Raw genomic sequence first — 22492 nt, 5'->3', positions numbered from 1 at the left:
TAAAGACCCGGCCTCCTTTCGGATGGAGGAAGAGCCTGCAGCCCCGGCGCCATTCCGGTCGGAGGCCGGGTCTTCAGACCCGGCTCTTGAGCCAGGTGCGCAGGGCCTGGCGGTCGCGATGTGTCAGCACCGGAAGGAACCACACCGCCGCCGCGTAAAGCGCCATGCCCACCGCTGCAGCGGAGATGAGCACCAGCCACGACGAGGCGGCCGCAACGGCGACCGTGCGCAGCCCCGCGAACAACAGCACGCCGCAGGGCAGGACACACGCGAGAATCCGGAGCCAGGGTGCGCGAAGGCGTCCGCCTGAAGCCCACTCAGTCCAGACGATGAATAGCGGGCCGGGCGCCACGGCGACAAGCCGAGCGATACCGCCGGAGGCGATGAGCCCCTGCGGCGCCAGATACAACAGAGTGACCGACGTGAGGACGAGGCCCGTTGCGGCCCAAATCGCATTCCTGGCCGGACGCCCCTCCGCCTCATTGGCAAACCAGGCGGCGGTCCCCAGGCCGTTGAGGCCCACACCCACAGCCAGCGGCAGCAGGAGTGGCTCGGCCACCGTGGCAATGTCGGCGCCAATCCACAAGGTCAACGCCGGCACACCGAGTCCGGCAATGAGTGCTGCAGATGCGATCGCCGCGACGGCGGTCATGATTGTCGCGCTGGGATAGGCTCGTACCAGTCGGTCATCAACGCTGCCGGCGGCAGGGGCGAGCGAGGCCACTACTTGCACGGCGCTGCCCAGCGCGGCTGTGGCGTGCATCCACAGAAGCAGGCCGATGACCAGAGCCGTCAGTACCTCCGCACCCAGGTATCGGCCCACGAGTGTGCGCTCGATGATGACCCAGGCCGCGAAGGCCAACTGCGTGCAAAACGTGGCGAGGCCAAACCCGGCGACGCGCGAGGCGGCGGTTCTGGTCGGGGCGTTCCACACCGGTCCGACGACACGCCGGAGCATCAGGAGGCTCACCACACTGATGGCCAATGATGCGGCCGCCTGCCACGACACCATGGCGACGACGCCCGACCCGTGGGTCGCGATCCAGGCTGCGCCGGTCGCGGTCACGATCGCCGCGACGCTGGTCAGCGCCGAGGCGATCCCGAATCGCCTCAGCCCCTGAAAGGCGCCGATGCAGACGGCGATGACGGCCGCCGGTATGGCCCCAAGCACCGCGATTCGGAGGGCCGACAGCGCCGGCCACGCCGGCAACTGCGCCGCCGACGCGGCCGCAGGCGCCAGCACCCAGAGTACCGCCGCCGCCACCACGCCCAGGGCTACAGCTGACCAGAGACCAGCGGCGACCGCTTCCTGTCGCAGTCGGGCCACAGCGCTCCGCGACACCAGGTGCAGCACACCGCGTGCAGGGCCGGCCGTAGCGATGCCCGCGGTAAACGCCGCCGCCCACGCGTACACCGCAAAGCCGTCCGGGCCCAGCCCATGGACAATCAGCGGCGTGGTGACGAAGGTGACCATGACCGGCACGGCCCAACCCAGCACCCCCTGCGCGGCGTGGTTCAGCAGCCCGGCGTTATCGCGTGGACCCGAAGGTTCCGGAGTCATGGGGCACGCTGCCTCCATTCATCGTACGGGGTGTCATCCTGTGCGAGTTCTTCGAGCATGCGCCGCCATGACGGGGGCGAGCCGACCACGGCCGCGAACCGCGTGGAGTCGAGCGAACGATCGATTCGGAGGCCATCGGTGGGGACAATGGTGATACCGGCGCTGAACGCGTCGTTCATCAGGTGCAGCAGATCGTACTTACTGATTGCATCGCCACCCACGTGGAACCGGCCGGTCAACGTCGGATGCTCTGTGACCAGATTCACGATGGTACGACTCAGCGCCAGCGTTGACAGGCCGGAGAAACGCATGGCGCGATAGCCCTGCACCGTTTGCCCCCGATGTGACAGGAACCACTCGAGGAGTCCGCGCGATCCGCGGAGCTGTCGCCCCACGAGCGATGTCCGTATCGTGAGGTGGCCCGCATCGGCCACCTCTCCCAACGCTTTCGAGCGCCCGTACAGGTCCGTCGCGTCGGGGGCATCATCTTCGGTGTAGCTGCCACGCCTTCCGTCGAACACAGAGTCGGTACTCACATGGATCAGCCGGATGCCGCGAACCCGGGCCGCGGCTGCGATGCGATGTGGCGCGAGCGCATTGACGCCAATCGCGTCCACAGGATCGAGCGTCCCGTTCACCGCCGGGAGCGCGCCGATGCAGTTGACGATGACGCCGGGGCGCACCCGGTCGAGCAGGGCGTCTATGCCCACGGTCACGTCAGCGTGCACGAGGAGATGGCCGGTGTCGATGCCGAGCAGTGGCGCGAGCCCAGGCCGCTCATTGCGTACAGTGGCGTACACCTCAAGTTGCCGGGCCGCGACTTGTGCCACTTTGTGGCCCAGCATGCCTTTGCCGCCCAGGACGAGAAGCGGCGCCGTCATGTGGAGGATATTATGGTCACCCACAATGCAGGGTGTCAACGATACACGGGAGCACGAGACGGGCGTGACTCGCGTCGTGTACGTGTGGCCCTATGTCGAGTGGGGCGGCGCCCAACGGTACTTCATGGCGCTCATGCGCCGCGTCGTTGCACAGACGCGTGTGACCGCGATCATTCCCGTCGAATCGGCTGCCGATCTGGTCGCCGAACTTGAAGCCCTTGGTGTGACGGTCGAGCGAATGCGCGGCCGCCTGGACGTGACGCCGCAGACGACGATTGCACACCGCGTTGGCGCGCACGTGCGTGCCTGGCACGCGCACTTCGAGTTGTGGCGGGCCTGCAGGCGTATCGCCGGCCCCGGCACGGTGTTTCATTGCGACGTCTCGCTGACGTTGTTCACCGGCGCCTTGTGGGCGCTGGCCGGCCGCCATGGCGTGGTGGTGACACTCCACACATCGCTGCCGCCCATCAGCGGGATGCGAGCGCACTCATGGCGGCGCCGGATGCGATCGCTGACGCGCCGGCCGGGCTTTCGCCTCGTGGCGGCGAATCGCCACGTGAGAGAGAGCCTGCGGCCGTTCCTGTCTGCGGACGACATCGCGAAGGTGCCGCTGGCGTACTCACCGGTGGAACGCGCGGAAGTTGTGGCTGCGAGCGCAGGGACATCACGCGCTGAGACACGCCGGCACCTGGGGATCGCCGGCCACCGTTTTTTGGTCGTGACCGGCGCCCAGTTCATTGAGCGCAAGGGGTGCTGGGTCTGGCTCGACGCCGCTCGTCGCGTGCGCGCGCAGGCGGACGACGTGGACTTTGTCTGGATCGGCCCCGCGCCGGTCACAGGGCGCGCGCTCGACGAACTGCGCGCGCTCGGGGGAGTGGTCCGATACCTGCCTCAGGCGGAATTGGCGGACGGGCGACGTTCGTACCTGGAGGTTGTGGCGGCGGCCGACGCGTTCGTGCTGCCCAGTCTCGAGGAGGGGCTGCCGCTTGCGTTGGTGGAAGCCATGGCGCTCGGCGTGCCGGTGGTGTCGACGCCCGTCAACGCCATTCCGGAAGCGGTGGAACACGGTGTGACCGGACTCCTGGTACCACCCGGCGACGCGGGTGGCCTGGCGGCTGCAATCCTGCGGCTCCGTCAAGACCCCGAGTTGGCAGTGCGGCTGGCCGCCGCCGGCAAGGCCCACGCACGAATATTTGACGCGGACGAGATGGCCGCCGTGACGCTCGCGGTGTACGAGTCCTGTGTGCGATCTGCCCTGTCGGCGTCCTGATCAGGGCTTCCCGATGGCCCGGGATGCCACAGCGCGGATCTTTCGGAGCGCCCGGAACAACCATCGGTTTGAAAAGCGGCGATAGTCGTCCGTCTGCTGGAGCGACGCCACATATCCCCGATGGCTCTCGCGGCGCACGGGCGCGAGCGCGGGCCCCTCAAGCAGCGCGCCGTCACCCAACTCGATCGCAAACAGCGAATCAGGCAGATGACAGGCCCGATACCCGGTGCCGGCGCGATCGAGTGACGCCACGATCGTGTCGAGTGCGTTGTAGATGACGTGCGCGTCGTGAAACAGGATCAGCCCACCGGGTGCGACCACACGCTGGCAGAAGGCAAAGTCTGCAAGAACGGCAGCATCGGTGTGTTCGCCATCGACGAAACAGAGGTGTGGCTTCGGCACGAAGGCGTCGGGATTCAGGCCTGCGGCCGTTTCCTCGTGGCAGACGACGCGGTGTGCGTCACCGCCTGCCGCCGCGAGGTTCGCCAGCATTCGGGCCGTCGAATTCCCCGGGTACCCGAATCGCTGGCCCCGTGCGTCGGGCTGCACTGAAGGCCGAGGATCGATCGAGTGTGCGGTGGCGCACCTGGGATCCAACACATGCGGCTGCAGACTGCCGCCCAGGTGAGACCCGATCTCAAGGTAGACGTACGGTGACCAACGCATGCGCACCGCGCTCTGACACGCGAGCAGCGATCGGCGATCCCAGGGCGTTGACTCGGAAGGGATCGCGTCGAAGAGTGTGGTGTCCAGACGATTCACGCGCGCCGAAAACACGTCGTCTGCCATCGCGGCGTGGTCATCGGCCATGGGCCACAGAATACCCGAAGGGGCGGGTCTGGACGCGGTGGTACCATGTCGTCGCATGTCTGTGAGCGGTGCGTCCATTCCCCTCGTGCAGAGGGTGGAATACCTCCTTGCGCGAGCGAAAGGTCAACGCGTCCTGCATCTTGGCTGCACCAACGCACCGTATACCGCGCAGAGCCTGGCTGATGGCTCCCTGCTCCATCTGCGATTGGGTGAGGTGGCCGGTGAACTCCACGGCGTCGATATCGACCGGGCCGGCATCGACGTGCTGGCCTCGCGTGGTGTCCCACATCTGCACACGGGCGATGTCGGTGATCTCGCCGCAGAGCTGGCGGCAGCCGGTCCGTTCGACATCGTGATTGCCGGAGAAATCGTGGAGCACCTCACGGACCCGGGCACGTTTCTGAGAAACGTGCAGAAGGTCATGACCCCCGAGACACGTCTCCTTGTCAGCACGGTGAATGCCTACTGCGGATTCCGGCTCGCGCAGTATGCCCTTCGCGGACGAGGAGGCCATGCCGAGCCTGTTCATCCCGATCACGTGGCGTACTACTCGCAGGCCACGCTGGCGCGCCTGCTCACCACTGCCGGCTTCGTCGTCACGGGCCAGTGGTTTTACGACCTCGGCACCGAACATCTTCCTTACACGACGTGGCCGGTACGGTGGACCAACGCCGTGCTGACCCGTTTATCGCCTCAGCTCGCTGACGGCGTCATCGCGGAATGCCGCACGGGCGACCCGCTGGTGCGGACATGACGACCGGTACGACCAGGGTCGGTCTCGTGATGGCCGTCCACAACCGACGCGACACCACGCTGCGGGCTCTCAGAACCGTGTACGAGGCCGACACGACAGGGATGACTCTTCACGTCGTGGTGGTGGACGACGGATCCACCGACGGGACCTCGGAGGCGATTCGCCGCGCCTACCCCGCTGTGGAGATCGTGGCGGGCGACGGAACTTTATTCTTCGGCGGCGGCACGAATGCCGGTCTGCGGCGTTTGCTGGCGGCAGGAGTTGACTACGCTGTGATTGCCAACGACGATGCCATCTTCAATCGGCAGGTGTTCGTTGAGCTGGTCAAATGCGCCCGGCAGTTTCCCCAATCGGTGGTGGGGGCCCTGTTGTTGTTGTGGGACACGCCACACAAGGTCTTCCAGGTCGGTCAGGCCTGGGATATGTGGTACGGCGGATGGCGCATTCCGCAGCACTTGACGGCGTTCACCGTGCCGCAGGAGCCATGGGAGGTCGAGGTGCTGGCGGGAAACTGCATCCTCATCCCTGCAGAGGCACTGCGGCTATTCGGGCTTCTCGACGACGTCCGCTTTCCGCACCTGTGGGCGGATGTCGAGTTTTCAGTACGGGTGCGGCGTGGGGGATGGCGTCTCCTCGTGGCGCCCAGGGCGCGGATGTTCTGCGAGCCCAATACCTATCCGCCGCCATTGTCGGCCGGGTCAGTCCGTGCCGCATTCAAGGCCCTGTTCGTGGACACAACGCATGCACTGAATGTGGGCAGGCGATGGCGCATGCTTCGGGCCGTGGCGCCCAGTCGCACGCAGGGACTGGTGATGTGCGCCATTTACGTTGCGCGGCTCGCCCAGCGGGGGTTGCGGATCGGCACCTGGCCGGAATGGCCTGACCCTCCCCTGGGGCCGCTCGCTGAGCGCCGTTAAATGTCCACTTCAGATCTGAAAGACGACATTCCCGAAGGCTTCGATAGTCCGACGGCCCTGCCGCTCACGTCGACGCAGCACGATGCCTGGCAGCGGGCGAATCGTTCGTGGTGGGAGCGCCACCCCATGCGTTACGACTTCAGTGAAGCGCTGAGCGTCAGCGAATTCAGCAAGGAGTTCTACGAGCACATTGATGAACGGTTCTTTGCCGACGTGTGGACCTACATGCCGTGGAACAAGGTGCCGTTTGATCCCCTGATTGACTTCGCTGCGCTGGGCCACAAGGATGTGCTGGAAATCGGCGTCGGCAACGGAAGTCACGCGCAGCTCATTTCAGCGGCCGCCGGTTCTTACACCGGAATCGATCTCACCGACTATGCCGTCACAAGCACCACAAGGCGTCTGGCGCTTCTTGGCCGGGCAGGCTCGCAGGTGCGCATCCTGCGTATGGATGCCGAGAAGATGGAGTTCGCTGACCACTCGTTCGACGTGGTCTGGAGCTGGGGCGTGATCCATCACTCCGCGAATACCCGCACGATCCTGGAAGAGATCCATCGCGTGCTGAGACCCGGCGGCGTGGCGATCACCATGGTCTACCATCGCAACTTCTGGAACTACTACGTCGTGGCCGGCCTCGTCCGGGGCATCATCCAGGGCACGTTGTGGAAGACCCGCTCGCTCCACAAAACACGGCAGGGCGTGATCGACGGCGCCCTGGCGCGTTACTACACGATCCCCGAATGGCGCGCGCTCGTGTCGGATCTGTTTTCTGTTGAAGCCGTGTCCATCTACGGGAGCAAGACGGAACTGCTGCCTCTGCCGAGCGGAAGGGTGAAGTCGGCCCTGAAAACCGTTATCCCGCATCGCGTGGGCCGCTTCCTGACGAATCGGTGCGGGATGGGGACGTTCCTTGTCTCGACACTGAGGAAACGAGGGGCGTAACCCGATGCACAGGTTGGTTTACGTCGAGCGGCGCACTCGATGGTTCAGTATCGAGAAGGTCTTTCGGCAGATCGCCGGTGATCTGTCTGGTGAATTCCAGCCCGAGTTTCACACGCTTTCGTACGGCAGCGATCTGGCCGGCGTGTTGAAGAACCTGATCACCTTCCGAAAGCGTCCAGCCGATCTGTATCACGTCACCGGCCACGTGAATTTCATCACGCTCCTGCTGCCGCGGGCGCGCACCGTTCTCACGATCCACGACCTGCACTTCCTGCACAACCGCGGCGGAATCAGGCGCTATGTTCTGAAGAAGCTGTTTCTGGATCTCCCGATCCGGCGAGTCAAGTATGTGACTGCCATCTCCGACGCGACGCGAGACGAGATCGTGGAGCACACGGGCCGCGCTCTCGCCGACATTCGCGTGATCCCCAATCCACTCAGAGACGCGTTTGTCTTCACCCGGGAGAATCCGTTCGACCGTGACTGCCCCAGAATTCTGCAGATTGGCACGACCGGGAACAAGAACATCCCGAACCTGATACGCGCCCTTGACGGCCTGCGCTGCCGCCTCGTGATCGTCGGCCCGTATGACAAGGAGATCGCCGACCTCCTCGTCAGACATCACATCGATGTTGAGGCGAAGGCGGATCTGGACGATCGTGAACTGGCCGCTGAGTACGAGGCGTGCGACCTCGTGACCTTCTGCACGACATACGAGGGATTTGGGCTTCCGATCATTGAAGCGCAGGCGATGCGCAAGCCGCTCATCACGAGCGACCTGAGTCCGATGCGGGAGATCGCCGGCGGCGGTGCGGTCCTTGTCAATCCGCACGACGTGGCGAGCATCCGTTCCGCCGTCATGCGGGTGATCGAAGATGAGGCACTACGGCGTGAAATCGTCCGCATCGGCCAGATCAATGTCGGGCGATTCGAACCTCGACGCGTGGCAAAGATGTACGAAGACGTCTATCGGGCTGTCCTCACGGCCGGCCACGCTTAAATCGCCCGGTAGGTGTCGATCCACCGGTCAATATTCCTGCGCATGTCGAAGTGCTCCTCGACGAACGCGCGGCCGCGCGTGCGCATCGCTTCATACTCCTGCGGTTCCATCGACAGGACTCTTTTCAGCACGATGGACAACTCCTGCGGAGAATTGCCCGACCACACACCAAGCCGCTCATGTTCCAGCACCTGCCAGGGCGAGCCGGTGGAGGCGGCCACCGGCGTGTGTTGCGCGAGTGATTCGAGCACCACGAGGCCGAAGTTTTCGGTGTGTGACGGCATGAACGTCCAGAACGCGTTGGCAAGAAGTTGTTGCTTCTCTGTGCCTTCGATCTGGCCAACAAACTCGACATGCTTTTCCAGATTCAGCGCCGACACCATGCCGCGCAACTCCTGCATGTAACCCGGCGCCCCTGTCCCGGCGATCTTCAGCACATAACCTGACTGCAAAAAGTCGGTCGTCAGCGAAAGTGCCGTCAGGAGATTGTCGATGCCCTTTTTGGGGTGGACGCGGCCGAGATAGAGGATGTACTTCTCCGGCAATCGTTCGACCACCGCCGGCACGTCGATGAAGTTTGGGATCTGAACGATCCGGGCATCGGGGCCAAAGGTGGCGCGGATGTAGCCGGTTTCTTCCTCGCAGGTCGAATGAAACAACGGATGAGCGCCGACGACACGCTTAATCGCCCAGAGCACCCAGGACTTGCGGCCGTTCGAGTGGTTCGTCAGCGTGAAGGGATCAAGCTCGCCGCGTACCGACCAGACAGTTTTTTTTTTAGCACCCGCGCGGCGAAGGCGGTGACGAATGCGGCTGGGTAGAACAGGGACGAGAGATGGACAACGTCGGCCTGATAGACCTGCAGCAGCGATCGGAGCGTCTGCCCGATTGGAGCGGTCAAAGAGGCTGTCCTGACGTGCATCACCCGGCCGGCTTCGTTCTGGTTCCAGCGGTTCAGCGGGACGTCCGGTCCAAGGCCCTTGTTCGACGCAATCACCGTCGGCTCAAACCCGCGGGCCGCGAGGTATTTCGCCATCCAGTACACCGAATTCGCGGCGCCGCCGGCCTGCGACGGATAAAACACCTCGACTGGAAAGAGGACTTTCATGACGCTTGAGGATATCAAGGCTTCACGCGTGACGGACCATCGTGGCCGACAGGCCATCCGCGAGCCGGACCGGTGGTTCCCACCCGCAGCGTTCGCGAATGTGGGCCGACGAGAGCGAGAGAGAGCCGCAGAGCTTGCGCACCGACTCCGAGTCAAATCCGGGCGACTGGCCCGTCCAGGCGCCGATCGCATCCCCAAGCCTGCCGATGCGCTGCAGGGCCGGCAGCGAAGCGTCAATCATCCAGATCCGTCGTCCCGACGCGCGGCCCAGCGCCTCGATCAGCTGCCGTGTGGACAGGGTTTCCGCATCCGCCACGCAGAATACCTGTCCACCGGCCGCCGGGTGAGTCGTTACCAGTTGAACGGCGCTGACCAGATTCCCGACATACATAAAACTGCGCCGATTGTGAATCGCCCCGAAAGGCAGGGGAAGTGGCAGCTGGATCAACCGCAAGAGACGTCCCATGTTCCCCGAATGCCCGGGACCATAGAGGAGGGGAGGACGGAGCACGCACCACTCGCACGCGCTGCCGGTCAGCCGGTCGGCCAGCGCGATCTCGGCCGCGAGCTTGCTGCGCCCATACGCCGTCGTCGGCGCACACGGGGTCGATTCGTCAATGACCACGTCACAGGCGTCGGCCACCGCCCCGATGGAGCTGATCAGCACGAACCGTCCCACACCCGCCCGCCGGGCACACTCTGCCAGGCGTTCGGTGCCGCGGTGATTCACCTCGTCATACACCGACGCCGGCACCTGGTCTTTCTTTGAGATCCGGTGCGCGACCGCAGCGGCATGGACCACGACATCCACGCCTTCGAGCAGCGGCCCCCATTCGGTGTGGCGGCCGATCTCGCCAACGCCGACCCACTCAAGGTCTGGATTGGTGGCCTGGCCGTCGGCCGGGCGACGGCTGGCCGCGCGAACGCGCCAACCGCCTTCAATGAACGACCGGGCCAGGTGACTCCCGAGAAACCCGGACGCCCCGGTCAGCAGCACAGACTTCATAATGGAGGCATGAACGTGCGCGAAGCGATCGTCACTGCCATTGTGGAAAGGCTCCATCAGGATGCTGAGAGGATTCGCCAGGAGTTCTTCGCACCGGGCGTCCTCAGCACCCGCTTCGCCATTGTAGACCGGCTGCTGCCCGACGACCTGGCCCACAGGATCTTTGCCGCGTTCCCGCCGGTGGACCGCATGCGTCTGCTGGATAGTTTTCGCGAGAAGAAGTTCACCTCCAAAGCCCTTGATACGCACGATCCGGTAATCGCAGACATTACGTTTGCCTTTCAGGATCCTCGAGTCGTTCAGGCCGTGGCTGACCTGACGGGCATCAGGGAGCCGCACGCCGATCCCAAACTGTATGCCGGCGGAATCAGCGTCATGACGCAGGGGCACTTCCTGAATCCGCACCTGGACAATTCCCATGATTTTGAGCAGAAACACTATCGAGTGTTGAATCTGCTGTATTACTGTTCACCCGACTGGAAAACCGAAGACGGGGGCAATTTTGAACTTTGGAATGAGGCGGTGACCGAGGCCGTCGAGATACCGAGTCTGTTCAACCGGCTGGTCCTCATGTCCACCAACGACAAGTCGTGGCATTCGGTCAATCCGGTGAAGCGGGACGCCAAACGCTGTTGTGTTTCCAACTACTACTTCTCGCCCCATTCGCCGAACGGCTACGAAACCACACACGTGACGTACTTCAAGGCCCGGCCCGAGCAAACATTTCAGCGCATCTGGACTGAGGCGGACAGTCGCCTCCGAACCCTCGCCCGCATCATCAAAAAGCGTGGGTTCAGCAGGAAAGACATCTTTGAACAGAAGAAATAGCGCGTCCGCGACAGCACTCCCATGAATGAATGGCTCGCGAATCACCTCGTCTGTCCGCGGGACAAACGGGCACTCGAATCGACTGCGACGGAGTTGACCTGCCCTGACGGCCATCGCTATCCGGTGTTCGATGGTGTGCCTGTCATGTTGCTGGCCGACAGCGACGTGACGCATCACTACATCCCCCGGACCCTGGAACAGGTGGCCGGCCACCGGCTGGTCTACGAGCCCGAACAGGACGGAGCGGCGAACCGCGATCACATCGACGCATTTGTCCAGAGCGAGGTGCCGTACACATCGGGAAATCTCTATTTCCCGGTTCAACACAAATTGACGCGATACCCGATCCCGTCGACCCGTCTTCCGCAGGGCCACGGCGAACGGTTGCTGGACATCGGGTGCAACTGGGGGCGATGGTCGATCGCGGCTGCGAACAAAGGATACCGCCCCGTCGGGCTCGACCCCAGCCTTGATGCGGTGCTGGCCGCGCGACGAGTGGCCCGGCAGTTGGGTGTTGCGGCCGACTTTGTGGTGGGTGACGCGCGGTTCCTGCCGTTTTCAGACGATGCCTTTGACACCGTGTTCTCGTACGGCGTCTTTCAGCACTTCAGCAAGCCAAACGTGCGCACCTCGTTGGATGAAATCGTCAGGGTCCTGAGGCCGGACGGGACGGCCTTGATCCAGATGCCGAACAAGTACGGCATCAGGCAATACCAGCAACATCGGCGGCGTGGCTTCACCGAAGGCGAAGGTTTTGAAGTCAGGTACTGGACCCCTTCCGAACTGATGGACACCTTCGAAAAAACCTTCGGTCGGACGACGATGACAACCGACTGCTATTTTGGCCTTGGGATCCAGGCCAGCGATGCCGACCTCCTCCCGGTGCACTATCGGATGGTGGTCCGGGCGTCGGAGCTGCTGCGAACGCTCAGCCACGTGGTGACACCGCTGACGAAGGTGGCCGACAGCGTCTATCTCTCGTCCGTGAATCAGAAGACGACGGCCCGATGAGCGTCATCCTGGGCCTCAATACCAATCACGCGGGATCGGCCGCCTCGATTGTGATCGATGGTGTGCCGGTCGCGGCACTGGCTGAAGAGCGGCTGAACCGCGTCAAGTACTACGCGGGATTTCCCAGCCTCTCCATCGCGAAGTGTCTGGAGATGGCAGGCCTGACGTTCGCCGACATCGATGCGGTGGCCGTCGGGCGCGACTCATCGGCCAACCTGCACAAGAAGCTCGAGTTCGCGCTTCGGCATCCCACGAAACTCCTGAACCTGTCGCGTATGCGGAGCAAGAGCAAGGCGTTCGACGACATGAAGTCGATGATCGCGTCGGAATGTGATGCCGATCCAAAGACGCTGAGGTTCCACACCTACAACGTTGAGCATCACCTGGCACACACGGCCAGCGCGTATTTCATGTCCGAATGGGACCGATGTGCCGGCATTACGATCGACGGTTCCGGCGACTTTGTGTCATGCCTGCTGTCGGAATGTGTCGGGCATGAGATCCGGCCGCTGCACAAGGTCTTTGTGCCGCACTCGCTAGGCACGCTTTATACCGCCGTGTGCCAGTTCATCGGATATCCGAAATACGGAGACGAAGGAAAGGTGATGGGACTGGCGCCGCTCGGCACGGACCGGCACCACGACGTGTTCGAGCGAATGCTGGTGACGACGCGCGACGGATTTGAGTTGAATCCCGACTATTTTTTGCCCTTTGGCGCGAACCAGGGAGTGGAAATAGACGAGACCGGGGAGATGGTCGTGCATCGCCTCTATTCGGATCGGTTAGTCAAGGAACTGGGCGACCCGCGCGAGATGAATGCGGCGATCTCTCAGCGGGACATGGACGTGGCGTACGGCCTGCAGCGGGTGTTTGAGCGTTACTACATGCATCTGCTCGGCGCCCTTCACAAGCGGGTCCCGTCCGATAGGGTGGCGATGGCCGGCGGCTGCACGCTGAACAGCGTGGCGAACGGAAAGCTCCTGCGTGAAACGCCGTTTCGCGAAACATGTATCCAGCCCGCTGCCGGTGACGATGGCCTGGCGCTGGGGGCGGCCTTGTATGTCAGCAACGCCATCCTGAAGGAGGGCAAGCGCTGGGTGATGAAGAACGCCGCGCTCGGCAACGAATTCGCTGACGCGGTCGTGAAGCGCGAACTTGAGAGGTATGACGTGCCATACCGCCAGTTGGACCGTGCGGAGCTCCTGGACGCCACGGCGGATGAGATCCAGAACGGGAACGTGGTCGGCTGGTTCCAGGGCCGGATGGAATGGGGACCGCGAGCCCTGGGAAATCGCTCAATCCTGGCGCATCCTGGCTTCCCGAATATGAAGGACATTCTGAACGCGCGCATCAAATATCGCGAAGCGTTTCGTCCCTTCGCCCCGTCGGTGCTGCAGGAGCGCCAATCAGAGCTGTTCGAGCAGGAGCACCCGTCGCCGTTCATGCTGCATGTCTACACCATCAGGCCGGAGTGGCGCGAGCGGCTGTCAGCCGTGACTCACGTTGACCATACCGGACGGCTGCAGACGGTAGCGCGTGACGAGAACCCGTTGTATTACGACCTGATCAAGGCATTCGAAGCGCGCTCGGGCATTCCGGTGATCCTCAATACAAGTTTCAACGAGAACGAACCCATCGTGTGCCAGCCGTCCGAGGCCATTGAGTGTTTCCTCCGGACGAAGATGGACGTCCTGGTCATTGGTTCCTTTGTGTGCAGGAAGCGCCCGCAGGAGGGCGTCTTCTGATGAGCTGGACGATCGAAGCCATCCCTGAGCTTCGCGGATACACCGTCGAGTGGGCCGGGGAGGGCGGCTACTATCTTTCTCGACGGAACGTCCTCTACCATTCGGCTGACTTGAGACTGCCGTTCACCACAGTCGCTGTCATCCCCGCGCCGGCATGGAAGCAGGCCGTATCTGGGGTTCGGCTTGGCCAAAGACTTCTCAGGTTCATGGTCACGAATGTGGTTCCACTCGGAAGCGAGTTGTTCGTCACATTCGACCGATCGGTGGGCGTTGTCCGTGATGGCAAATGGGTCGAGTTGGCTGGATTGCAGCGGCCGTGCCGTGTGCTGCGGGCCGCGTGCGCCATCGACGGCGTCGGCGACCTGTACTTCGGCGAGTACGTGATGAACGACACACGCAGCGAGGTGCGGATGTATCGCTACCGTGCAGGCGCCGCCGCCCTTGAGGTCGCCTATACGTTTCCGGCTGGTGCGATCCGCCATATCCACGGCGTGTATTTCGACACGTTTACCGGAGCCCTGGTGTGCCTGACCGGAGACAACCACAGGGAGTGCCGGATCCTGCGAACCGAGGACGGATTCCGGACCGTGCACACAGTCGGCGAAGGCGACGAGACATGGCGCGCGGTCAGCGTGGTGTTTGACGAGGCCTCAATGTATTACGGCATGGACGCCGAGTTTCGCTCAAACCACATCTACCGGGTGGACCGGAGGACATTCGAGCGAACGAGTCTGACTGAAGTGAATGGCACGGTGTATTTCTCGAAACAGGTTGGCAGGGACCTGTTCTTCACGACAACCGCCGAAAATGGCTCCGCCTTGAAGGCGCAGGCTGCCGCGATCTGGAGAATCTCGCCCGAGGACGGGTGCGTCGAGATGGCGACGTTTCGAAAAGACGTCTGGCATGGAAGCCTCTTTCAGTTCGGCACGGTGCACTTTCCGTACGCCAACGCGAGCGCCGACGAATTATATTTTTCCGTCGTCGGCGTCAAAGAAGACAATCAGACCTTCTGCATCCGGCGAACCCGACAGACTTGAAAGGTGACCTTTGATCACGGCAAATAGCGGCTCAGGCGGATCTCATACGGCCACGGCTCTCACGCTCGTGCTGCTCACGCTCGCTTCTGGAACCGCCACTCAATGGGTGGCCGCGACGCATCCGACGACGCTTGTCCCCTGGGTGGCGACGTTCGCGCTCGTGGTGGCCTGGACATTTCGTCGTCCCCGCTCCGTCGACTTGTTCGAGCCGCTCACGTTCTTGAGCTGGATGCACTACGCTCCGGCCTTCGTCGTCGGCGGCGCGCTGCTGGCGACCGGCGTCGTCCTCTACCCTTACCCGTCGATTGTGGCCGACCCGGTGGCCTCCTGCGCACTCGCCCTTTCGTACATCGGCATCGGGTACATGGCGCTGCGGCTCGGGTGCCAATGGCAGGGGGCGCGCGCCCTTGGAGCGCGCCTTGAGCGATGGCTGCCGGCGCCTCCGAAGGAAGGCACGATTCCGCTCGTGGCCATTCTCGCGGTGATCGCGATCGGCCTGGCGGCGAACTATGGCGCGTTCCGCGCCGGCATTGTGGGATTCGCGGTGCCCCGCCCGCCTGGTCCGCTCGACGCAGCGGTGTCGTACGCAGGCCTCCTGATGGCGTTGGGGCATTTTCTGTTCTGGTATCGCTGGTTTTCACCGCAACAGAAACGTCCTCCAGTGGTGGCTCTGGTGGTGCCGCTGCTGGTCGTTGTGGCCTCGATGGTGATTCTGGGGAATCGGGGCGCGCTGTTGTTGTCGTACCTGCACGCGCTTCTGGCCTATAGGTTCGCGCGAGGACGACTGACGGTGGTTCAGGGAGTTGCGGCCGTGGCGCTCGCGTTTGTGGCCCTCGGCATTGGAATGACCTATGGCTCTCTGTTCAGGCAACTCAGAGGCGGCGAAGCGGGTTCGTTTGGGGCGGCAGTAAAGGACGCTGCGGCCGCTCCCTCGACGGCGCCGGCGACGCCCCCAGTGCCTGCCACGCCCCCGGCACCTGCCAGCCCCATTGCACCTGCTGCCGCGCCTCCGGTGGCGGTCACGCCCGCAGCACCAGCACCGAGACGAACCCCGAAAGCGGCACCGCCGCCACGGCCGACCGCGCTGCCGCCCCCCTCGCTGGAGCGCCACCTTGAGGTCGCCGCCCAGACCGCGACGACGTTGTTTCGCAATCCCAATGCGACCCCGGTGACCAGATTGCTGGTACTCGCCGGTCAGCGGCTGAATATCCTCAGTGATGCGTCCGTCACCATCGCTCGCTATCCCACGTTGCAGCACCTCGAAGCGAAGTACGGCATCGCCAACATGTGGACGATGACCTGGACGGGGTTTGTCCCGCGAGCGCTATGGCCCGGTAAACCCAAGGTGAGTGATGCGCGAGCGTATTCGTTGCTCTACTTTGACTATGGCGGTAACTCGTACGCCACGACGCCGCCGGTGGACCTGATTCGAAATGTGGGGCCGTTCGGAATGCCCCTCGGCATGGCCCTGTTTGGTTGCGTGCTGGGTGCGCTGAGTGTGGCGCTGCTCACGTCCGCCTCGGCAGGCCGAGGCGAACGCGCCGCGCTGTTTTCGCTGATGCTCGTGAACGTCAACCTGGAGGGGTCGTTCGGTTTGCTGTTGCCGAACATGTTCCGCGTGGCGTTCGTGGTGATCGTTGGACTTGCGCTGGTTCGTCTGTTCAGCGTACGGCCGCGCCCCCGGTAGCACCGGATTCCGGCCGCCTCCGGTACAGCCGGCCTCGTCCGTGCTCGAAGAACGGTTCGGCTTCGTACCATTGTTGCAGCACGGCTTCCACCTGCGCGTTTCGCCTCCACACCAGGATGGTCTCGATCTTCGAGTGGTTGGCCGCGAAAAACGCGCCGAGCTTTGACACGTTGGCGTCCCAGACAGACGGCGGGTCCGCCTGGTCGAGCACGTTGACACTCGTGAGGTCGAACACGAACCGCCGGTAGTCGGGGCTCTGTGCCACGACTGGAAACAGGCTGTAGCCGATTTGATAGTTGTCCAGGACCACGACAGGGCGCCCGATGCCAAGAAAATTGCTGAGCCCGGCCGTCGGATTTGAAGGAAACCTCAGGCCATTCTCAAGCACCACCACCGACGCGATCGATGTCTGCCCCTCGAGCGCGCCCCCGATGGCCAGGAACTCGGTGGCGTCGCGATTGGTGTGGCGCGCGTACTCCCAAAGGGCCGTCGTCTGAAACAGGATGAGCCCGGCCAGGCACAGATGTGCCAAGGCGCGAGTCACGTTCTTGCCCCCATCGGTTCGGTAGAGAGGCACGAAGAGTAGGGCGGCGAGGAACGCGAGCCTCTCGCGCAGCAGCGTTCCATGGCTGGTGCCGAAATCATCCGGGCCAAACGCGGCGCCCAGGGCGCACAACGCAAACACCATAAGAAGCGGAAGCCGTGGACGCGACACCGTGCCCCATGCCAGCAGCGCGGCCGCGGTCAGCAGCCACAGAAGAGGCGTGAACACCGCGAAGGCACCTGACGTGGCAGTCGAGAAGGGGAGTGCACGGCGACTGAGAATGAAGAAGGGATCCGCCGTGCGGATGTGAGAGAGCCAACTGACGATCGACCAGGGATCGGACAGGCGCCTCCAGACCGGGAACATGGGTTCGCCATTGGGCGGCGCGCCAGAGGCCGAACCGTAGAGCAGCGCCACCAAAACGACGGGCACCAGCGCGACGATCACGCCAACCGACGCCCGTCGTCGTTCGTGTGGTGCGCTGAGTGCGGCCACCAGAACCAGCGCCACCACCAGCACACCGAAGGTGACGATGTGGCTGATGTAGACGAGGAGGAGCAGCGCAGACAGGCTGAACACGCGCCCGGGGCCGAGTCGATCCGTCCAGCGGCAAAACAGGCCCAGCGTCACGGCGAGACCGATCGCGCCAATGAGGAAGTTGTAGAGTCCGCCCAGCCAGAGCCAGCTGAATCCGATGGCGGCACCGAGCAGGAGGCTTGTCAGCAGGCCGTCGCGGCCCACTGTCGTGAAACGCAGGAATCCCACCGCTGCGACGACACCGGCATACGTCAGGGTGACCATCACCTTCGTTGCGGCAAAAGGTGAGACCACCGTCAGCAGGAGCACCAGGAGCCAATGCCCGATCGAGTTGGACAACGTCCACGGATTGAGGGCAAAGAGCGCAGCGGTTGACGCATCACCGGCCAGCAGCCTGAGCATCAACGACGCGCTGTACGCGTGGGCTGGGCCGTCCTGCGTGACGAAGTAGTCCACGGCCCAGACGGGCGCGCAGGCCAGTGCCGTGAGGGCGAAGAAGCACAGTGCGACCGGACCCGTTGCGCCACGATTCATCGGTTGGTTCGGCTCGCAGACAAGACGAGGGGAAGTCTACGCCAAGCTGATGATGCGGAAGCGGTGACCGGCGGGAAGATAGTAAATTGTAAACAGACATGAAGGCAGTCAGGTTCCACACTCACGGCGGGCCAGAGGTGCTGGTGTACGAGGACGCTCCCGATCCGGTGGCGCGTCCGGGCCACGTGCGGGTGCGCGTCGCTGCGTGCGCGCTTAATCACCTGGATCTCTGGCAGCGCGGTGGGCTGGACCGCGTCACGCTGCCGCTTCCTCACATCTCCGGCGCCGACGTGGCGGGCACCGTCGCCGAGGTGGGCGAAGGCGTGGCGGGCTTCGCGGTCGGGCAGCGGGTCATGCTGCAACCGGGCCTGAGTTGTGGACATTGCCCCGCATGCCTGTCGAGTCGCGATCATCAATGCGACCGCTATGACGTGCTGGGGTACCAGTCCGAAGGCGGATACGCCGAGATGATCGTCGTTCCCGCAGAAAATATCATCCCGATTCCGGACAGTATCGACTTCGTCAGTGCCGCGGCCTTTCCGCTGACCTTTCTGACCGCCTGGCACATGTTGTTTGCCGGCGGCCACCTGACTGCTGACGACACGGTGCTGGTTGTCGCGGCCGGCAGCGGCGTGGGACAGGCCGCGATTCAGATTGCGAAGATGGCGCAGGCCCGAGTCCTCGCCACCGCCCGTGGCGAAGACAAGTGCGCACGGGCCACCGCCCTTGGCGCCGATCACGTGATCGACTCCACCCGCGAGGATGTGCCCAAGCGCGTCAAGGCGCTTACAGAGGGACGAGGCGTGAATATCGTGATCGAACACGTGGGTGCTGCCACGTGGAACCAGAGCGTCCGTTCCCTGGCCAGGGGTGGCCGTCTGGTGACGTGCGGCGCGACAACCGGGTTTGAGGTCTCGCTCGACTTGCGGCACCTGTTTGCGCGCCAGTTGACGTTTGCGGGCTCCTACATGGGAGCCAAAGCGGAACTGCTGGCGGCCACCGAGGCGTTTTTCCAGGGGCGTTACGCGCCGGTTGTTGATTCGACATATCCGCTGCGCGAGGCGGCCGAGGCCCAGCGTCGGCTGGCTGCCGGGAACCAATTCGGCAAGATCGTGCTCGTTGTAGACTAACCGGCGATGTCCCTTGGGCGTTGGAGCGTGAGCCTGGTAGCGATCGTCGGGCTTGTCGCGGCCACGATGGCGGCGGCCACCGTCTGGCTCCTTCTCACGGCGCCCGTGACCGTCGCCGACGCCGTGTCCAAGATGTCGGAAGGTGATGTCGGGCCGGCCATGCAGGCGTTGGGCTCAGTCATCGCCGAAGCCCTCAAGGGCCTCTTCAAGTACCTTTAGGCAACACCTTTAAACACACGAGGCATGAAGGAACTGAAGGACCACAGAAAGTGGATCTCCTCCAGACCTTCACGCCTCGTGTAAGTTCTCTTCGGCCCTTGCGAGTAGATCAGCGTAGGTGCGGCCTTCGGGGGATGTCATCTCAACTGCGTGGCCGGCCGCGCACCAGCCGACGTATCCGCCCGCGACGCATGCGGCACTCACAAAGCCGAAGACTTCCAGCATCTGCGCGGCGCGACCCGAACGGCTGCCTGTCTCGCAGCCGATGAGCAGGAGCGCGTCGGGCGCGAAGTTCGCTTTCATGACCCGCACGAAGTCGGGGTTGGGCAACACCTGGCCGGTGTCTTCGTCGGCGTCGAGCAGGGGAACATTGATCGCGCCTGTGGGATGCCCTTGCGCGTACTCCGCGCTCGAGCGGACGTCGATGTACAGTGCGCCATCCTGCTGGGCGGTGAGTGCGGCCGTGACGGTCAACGGGGGAACGGGCATACGGTCTCGCAAGCGGCGGCGATGTCGAGCAGCCGCGAAGTGGCGCCCAGGCGACCCACCAGTTGAAAGCCCGCGGGCAAGCCCGTGGTTTCAAGTGGCAGGGTGATCGCCGGGTGTCCGGTCATATTGAACAATTGGGTGTGTTTGAGCATCGCCATGCGCACGGGCATGCCCGTGCCGTCAATCGTGACGTCGGTCTGGCCGCTGACCGGAGCCACAATCGGCATCGTCGGCAGAATCAGGGCATCGACGGTGGACAGCAACGCGTCCACTTCTTGCCGGAGCCTCTCGCATGTCGCGCGGGCCCTCAGGTAGTCCACTGCGGAAACCTGTCTTCCACTGATCAGGCGACCATGCACTGTGGGCGAATAGTCACCGCTCCGGCTGTCGAGCCACGGCGCATGCCACGTAGCACCTTCGGGTAACACGATGTTCACGTACGCCTCAGTAATGGCGGACGCGGAGTCGACGGTGACGTTCGTGATGTGAGCGCCAGCCGAGCGGAGGCGGTCACACGCGCGGGCAAACGCCGTGGCCACCAGCGGGTCCACCGGATGCGCGAAGTATCCGCCGAGAAGTCCGAGGCGCAGGCTCCTGAATTCGGCGTGATGCACGGTATGGATCGGGCGGGCGGCCAACACCGACCATAACCACGCCGCGTCCTGCACCGACCGAGCCAACGGACCCACATGGTCGAACGTCACGCTGAGGGGGACCACGCCGTCTACGGGCACCTCGCCGTGCGACGGCTTGAGTCCGACCACACCACAGACCGCCGCCGGAATCCTGATTGAGCCACCGGTGTCGGTACCAACCGAGGCCAGGCCCATGCCGGTGGCCACGGCGACCGCCGAGCCGCCGCTCGAGCCGCCCGCCGACCGTGTGTGATCGGCCGGATGGAGCACCGGGCCGAACGCCGAATCTTCGCTCGTCGTGCCAAGCGCGAATTCGTGCAGGTTCGTCTTTCCAATGAGCACCGCGCCTGCCTGGCGCAATCGCGCGGTGACGGGCGCGTCGGCAGTGGCCAGACGATCGGCAAACACCCGCGAGCCCGCGGTGGTCGGCTGGCCCGAGACGTCGATCAGGTCTTTGAGCGAAATCGGCAGGCCATGCAGCGGACCCCGGTCGATGCCGCGAGCACGTTCCTCGTCAGCCGCTCGCGCGGCTGCATGTGCGCCCTCCGCATCGATGCGAATGAACGCGTGCGTGGCCCCGTCATGCCGGGCGATGGCTTCGAGGCTGCGTTCGACGAGTGTGGTGGCGGTGAGCCGGCCGGCGCGAAGCGCAGCGGCGGCATCCACCATGGTGGCGGGCAACGTCATCAGGGTAAGCTCTTCGGCGAAGGATATCGTACCCGATGCCACGTACTGTACTTGCCGCCGTCATGCCGGCACCGCTCGTGCCTGTCGAAATCCGTGAATTCATCGAACCCGAGTTGCCCGAGGGCGGCGCGCTGTTACGCACCGCGATGTCGGAAGTCTGCGGTACGGACGTGCACTTGTGGCATGGCCGGCTGTCCGGAGTGCCGTACCCCATCATTCCCGGTCATGTGACGACCGGAACCCTCGACGCTGTCAGGGGCACATTGACCGATCCCGAGGGGCGCGTGCTACGGGAAGGCGACAGGCTGGCGTTTTTTGACGTGCATCGCACATGCGGCCGCTGCCTGGCGTGCACCGCGCATCGCACACCCACGCGGTGTCCGTCGCGCCGCGTGTATGGCATCACCGATTCGGCGACCGAAGGGCTGTTTGGCGGCTGGGCGCAGAAGGTCTACCTCGAACCGGGCGTCGTCGTCGCCAAGTTGCCTGACGGCGTGTCGTTCGAGTCATACATCGGCGGCGGCTGCGGACTGCTGACGGCCGTGCACATCATCGAACGCTCACAGATCGTCCTGGGCGATACGGTGGTTGTCCAAGGCGCGGGTGCGGTCGGGATGAGTGCGGCGGCCCTTGCACGCAAGGCAGGCGCGGGCCAGGTCATTGTGATTGGCGCACCGGAGAGCCGTCTGGACCTCTCACGCCAGATGGGCGCCGACGTCGTCATCAATATTGACTCGACGACGCCCGAACAGCGGCTTGAAGAAGTGCTGGCGCTGACCGGCGGCCGCGGAGCCGATGTTGTGATTGAAGCGGCCGGATCCGCTCGCGCGTTCGAAGAAGGCCTGCGCATGGCGCGCAACGGCGGCGCCTATGTGATCGCCGGTCACTACACCAACACGGGCGACAGTACGATCAACGCGCACGAACATATCAACCGCAAGCATCTGGACATCCGTGGCTGCTGGGGTAGCCAGGTGGGGCACTTCCTGCGCGCCCTACAGGTGCTCGAGCGCTACCACCACGAAATTCCATGGCACCTGATCGGTGCCCGCACCTACGGGCTCGGGCAAATCAACGACGCCCTCGCGGTTGCCGAGTCCATGGTGATCCCAAAGGCACTTGTGGATCCGTGGCGGTAGGCTGGCACTAGAGCTATCACC

The 22492-nt window shown here is 63.9% G+C and carries 22 protein-coding genes; 13 read left to right on the top strand and 9 right to left on the bottom strand.

Going from position 1 to position 22492, the window contains the following annotated elements; all coding sequences use genetic code 11:
* Window positions 1–73: 73 nt before the first annotated feature.
* A complete protein-coding gene (locus IPL75_17490) occupies window positions 74–1561 on the bottom strand; it encodes an oligosaccharide flippase family protein (GenBank protein MBK9241992.1) in 1488 nt (495 codons plus the stop codon).
* Window positions 1558–2442: an SDR family oxidoreductase gene (locus IPL75_17485; GenBank protein ID MBK9241991.1), complete on the bottom strand. Its 885-nt coding sequence runs from the start codon at window positions 2440–2442 to the stop codon at window positions 1558–1560. The genes IPL75_17490 and IPL75_17485 overlap by 4 nt, the downstream gene beginning before the upstream one ends.
* A gap of 64 nt (window positions 2443–2506) precedes the next feature.
* On the opposite strand from IPL75_17485, the gene IPL75_17480 reads away from it, so the two are divergent.
* Window positions 2507–3712 carry a glycosyltransferase family 4 protein gene (locus IPL75_17480; protein MBK9241990.1) on the top strand — a complete coding sequence of 402 codons (1206 nt, stop codon included), beginning with the start codon at window positions 2507–2509 and terminating at the stop codon, window positions 3710–3712.
* Here the strand turns inward: IPL75_17480 and IPL75_17475 are convergent, their stop codons facing one another.
* Window positions 3713–4522: a class I SAM-dependent methyltransferase gene (locus IPL75_17475; protein ID MBK9241989.1), complete on the bottom strand. Its 810-nt coding sequence runs from the start codon at window positions 4520–4522 to the stop codon at window positions 3713–3715.
* A 55-nt stretch (window positions 4523–4577) separates the two neighbouring features.
* Here IPL75_17475 and IPL75_17470 point away from each other — a divergent pair, with 55 nt between their 5' ends.
* From IPL75_17470 to IPL75_17455, 4 genes are read left to right on the top strand one after another with little or no spacing between them, the layout of a single operon-like run.
* Window positions 4578–5276, top strand: a complete 699-nt coding sequence (locus IPL75_17470; GenBank protein MBK9241988.1) for a methyltransferase domain-containing protein — start codon at window positions 4578–4580, stop codon at window positions 5274–5276.
* The gene (locus IPL75_17465) at window positions 5273–6193 is read left to right on the top strand and encodes a glycosyltransferase family 2 protein (GenBank protein MBK9241987.1); all 921 of its coding nucleotides are present in this window, start codon (window positions 5273–5275) and stop codon (window positions 6191–6193) included. The genes IPL75_17470 and IPL75_17465 overlap by 4 nt, the downstream gene beginning before the upstream one ends.
* The gene (locus IPL75_17460; GenBank protein MBK9241986.1) at window positions 6194–7135 is read left to right on the top strand and encodes a methyltransferase domain-containing protein; all 942 of its coding nucleotides are present in this window, start codon (window positions 6194–6196) and stop codon (window positions 7133–7135) included.
* 4 nt (window positions 7136–7139) lie between these two features.
* Window positions 7140–8135, top strand: coding sequence for a glycosyltransferase family 4 protein (locus IPL75_17455; GenBank protein ID MBK9241985.1), 996 nt, complete (start codon window positions 7140–7142; stop codon window positions 8133–8135).
* Here IPL75_17455 and IPL75_17450 read toward each other — a convergent pair.
* Genes IPL75_17450 through IPL75_17440 form a run of 3 tightly spaced genes read right to left on the bottom strand, consistent with a single transcriptional unit; the run spans window position 8132 to window position 10249 of the window.
* Window positions 8132–8833 carry a glycosyltransferase gene (locus IPL75_17450; GenBank protein MBK9241984.1) on the bottom strand — a complete coding sequence of 234 codons (702 nt, stop codon included), beginning with the start codon at window positions 8831–8833 and terminating at the stop codon, window positions 8132–8134. The genes IPL75_17455 and IPL75_17450 overlap by 4 nt on opposite strands.
* Window positions 8834–8862: 29 nt before the next feature.
* Window positions 8863–9243: a glycosyltransferase gene (locus IPL75_17445; protein ID MBK9241983.1), complete on the bottom strand. Its 381-nt coding sequence runs from the start codon at window positions 9241–9243 to the stop codon at window positions 8863–8865.
* 22 nt (window positions 9244–9265) lie between these two features.
* Window positions 9266–10249 carry an NAD-dependent epimerase/dehydratase family protein gene (locus IPL75_17440; GenBank protein MBK9241982.1) on the bottom strand — a complete coding sequence of 328 codons (984 nt, stop codon included), beginning with the start codon at window positions 10247–10249 and terminating at the stop codon, window positions 9266–9268.
* Window positions 10250–10258: 9 nt separating this feature from the next.
* Here IPL75_17440 and IPL75_17435 point away from each other — a divergent pair, with 9 nt between their 5' ends.
* From IPL75_17435 to IPL75_17415, 5 genes are read left to right on the top strand one after another with little or no spacing between them, the layout of a single operon-like run.
* A complete protein-coding gene (locus IPL75_17435) occupies window positions 10259–11077 on the top strand; it encodes a 2OG-Fe(II) oxygenase (protein MBK9241981.1) in 819 nt (272 codons plus the stop codon).
* A 21-nt stretch (window positions 11078–11098) separates the two neighbouring features.
* Window positions 11099–12088: a methyltransferase domain-containing protein gene (locus IPL75_17430; protein ID MBK9241980.1), complete on the top strand. Its 990-nt coding sequence runs from the start codon at window positions 11099–11101 to the stop codon at window positions 12086–12088.
* Window positions 12085–13833, top strand: a complete 1749-nt coding sequence (locus IPL75_17425; GenBank protein ID MBK9241979.1) for a carbamoyltransferase — start codon at window positions 12085–12087, stop codon at window positions 13831–13833. Before IPL75_17430 ends, IPL75_17425 begins: the two co-directional genes overlap by 4 nt.
* Window positions 13833–14870, top strand: a complete 1038-nt coding sequence (locus IPL75_17420) for a hypothetical protein (GenBank protein ID MBK9241978.1) — start codon at window positions 13833–13835, stop codon at window positions 14868–14870. The genes IPL75_17425 and IPL75_17420 overlap by 1 nt, the downstream gene beginning before the upstream one ends.
* Before the next feature lie 10 nt (window positions 14871–14880).
* The gene (locus IPL75_17415) at window positions 14881–16557 is read left to right on the top strand and encodes a hypothetical protein (GenBank protein MBK9241977.1); all 1677 of its coding nucleotides are present in this window, start codon (window positions 14881–14883) and stop codon (window positions 16555–16557) included.
* Here the strand turns inward: IPL75_17415 and IPL75_17410 are convergent.
* Window positions 16532–18172, bottom strand: coding sequence for a hypothetical protein (locus IPL75_17410; GenBank protein ID MBK9241976.1), 1641 nt, complete (start codon window positions 18170–18172; stop codon window positions 16532–16534). The two genes, IPL75_17415 and IPL75_17410, sit on opposite strands and share 26 nt — an antisense overlap.
* A gap of 98 nt (window positions 18173–18270) precedes the next feature.
* Between IPL75_17410 and IPL75_17405 the strand changes: the two genes are divergently transcribed.
* Window positions 18271–19302, top strand: coding sequence for a zinc-binding dehydrogenase (locus IPL75_17405; protein MBK9241975.1), 1032 nt, complete (start codon window positions 18271–18273; stop codon window positions 19300–19302).
* Between the two features lie 6 nt (window positions 19303–19308).
* Window positions 19309–19521: a hypothetical protein gene (locus tag IPL75_17400; GenBank protein ID MBK9241974.1), complete on the top strand. Its 213-nt coding sequence runs from the start codon at window positions 19309–19311 to the stop codon at window positions 19519–19521.
* A 69-nt stretch (window positions 19522–19590) separates the two neighbouring features.
* On the opposite strand, the gene IPL75_17395 is transcribed toward IPL75_17400, so the two are convergent.
* Both IPL75_17395 and IPL75_17390 read right to left on the bottom strand, forming a co-directional pair.
* Window positions 19591–20010, bottom strand: a complete 420-nt coding sequence (locus tag IPL75_17395) for a rhodanese-like domain-containing protein (GenBank protein MBK9241973.1) — start codon at window positions 20008–20010, stop codon at window positions 19591–19593.
* Entirely contained in the window at window positions 19992–21332 is a 1341-nt protein-coding gene (locus IPL75_17390) for an amidase (protein ID MBK9241972.1), read from the bottom strand. The genes IPL75_17395 and IPL75_17390 overlap by 19 nt, the downstream gene beginning before the upstream one ends.
* A gap of 35 nt (window positions 21333–21367) precedes the next feature.
* On the opposite strand from IPL75_17390, the gene IPL75_17385 reads away from it, so the two are divergent.
* Complete coding sequence (locus IPL75_17385) at window positions 21368–22471, top strand: zinc-binding dehydrogenase (GenBank protein ID MBK9241971.1); 1104 nt, start codon at window positions 21368–21370, stop codon at window positions 22469–22471.
* Window positions 22472–22492: the final 21 nt, after the last annotated feature.

Source organism: Acidobacteriota bacterium, assembly GCA_016716905.1.
Classification (GTDB): Bacteria; Acidobacteriota; Vicinamibacteria; order Vicinamibacterales; family SCN-69-37; genus SYFT01.
The sequence above is the reverse complement of the archived record's forward strand: the minus strand, read 5'-3'. Positions and strand labels throughout refer to the sequence as shown.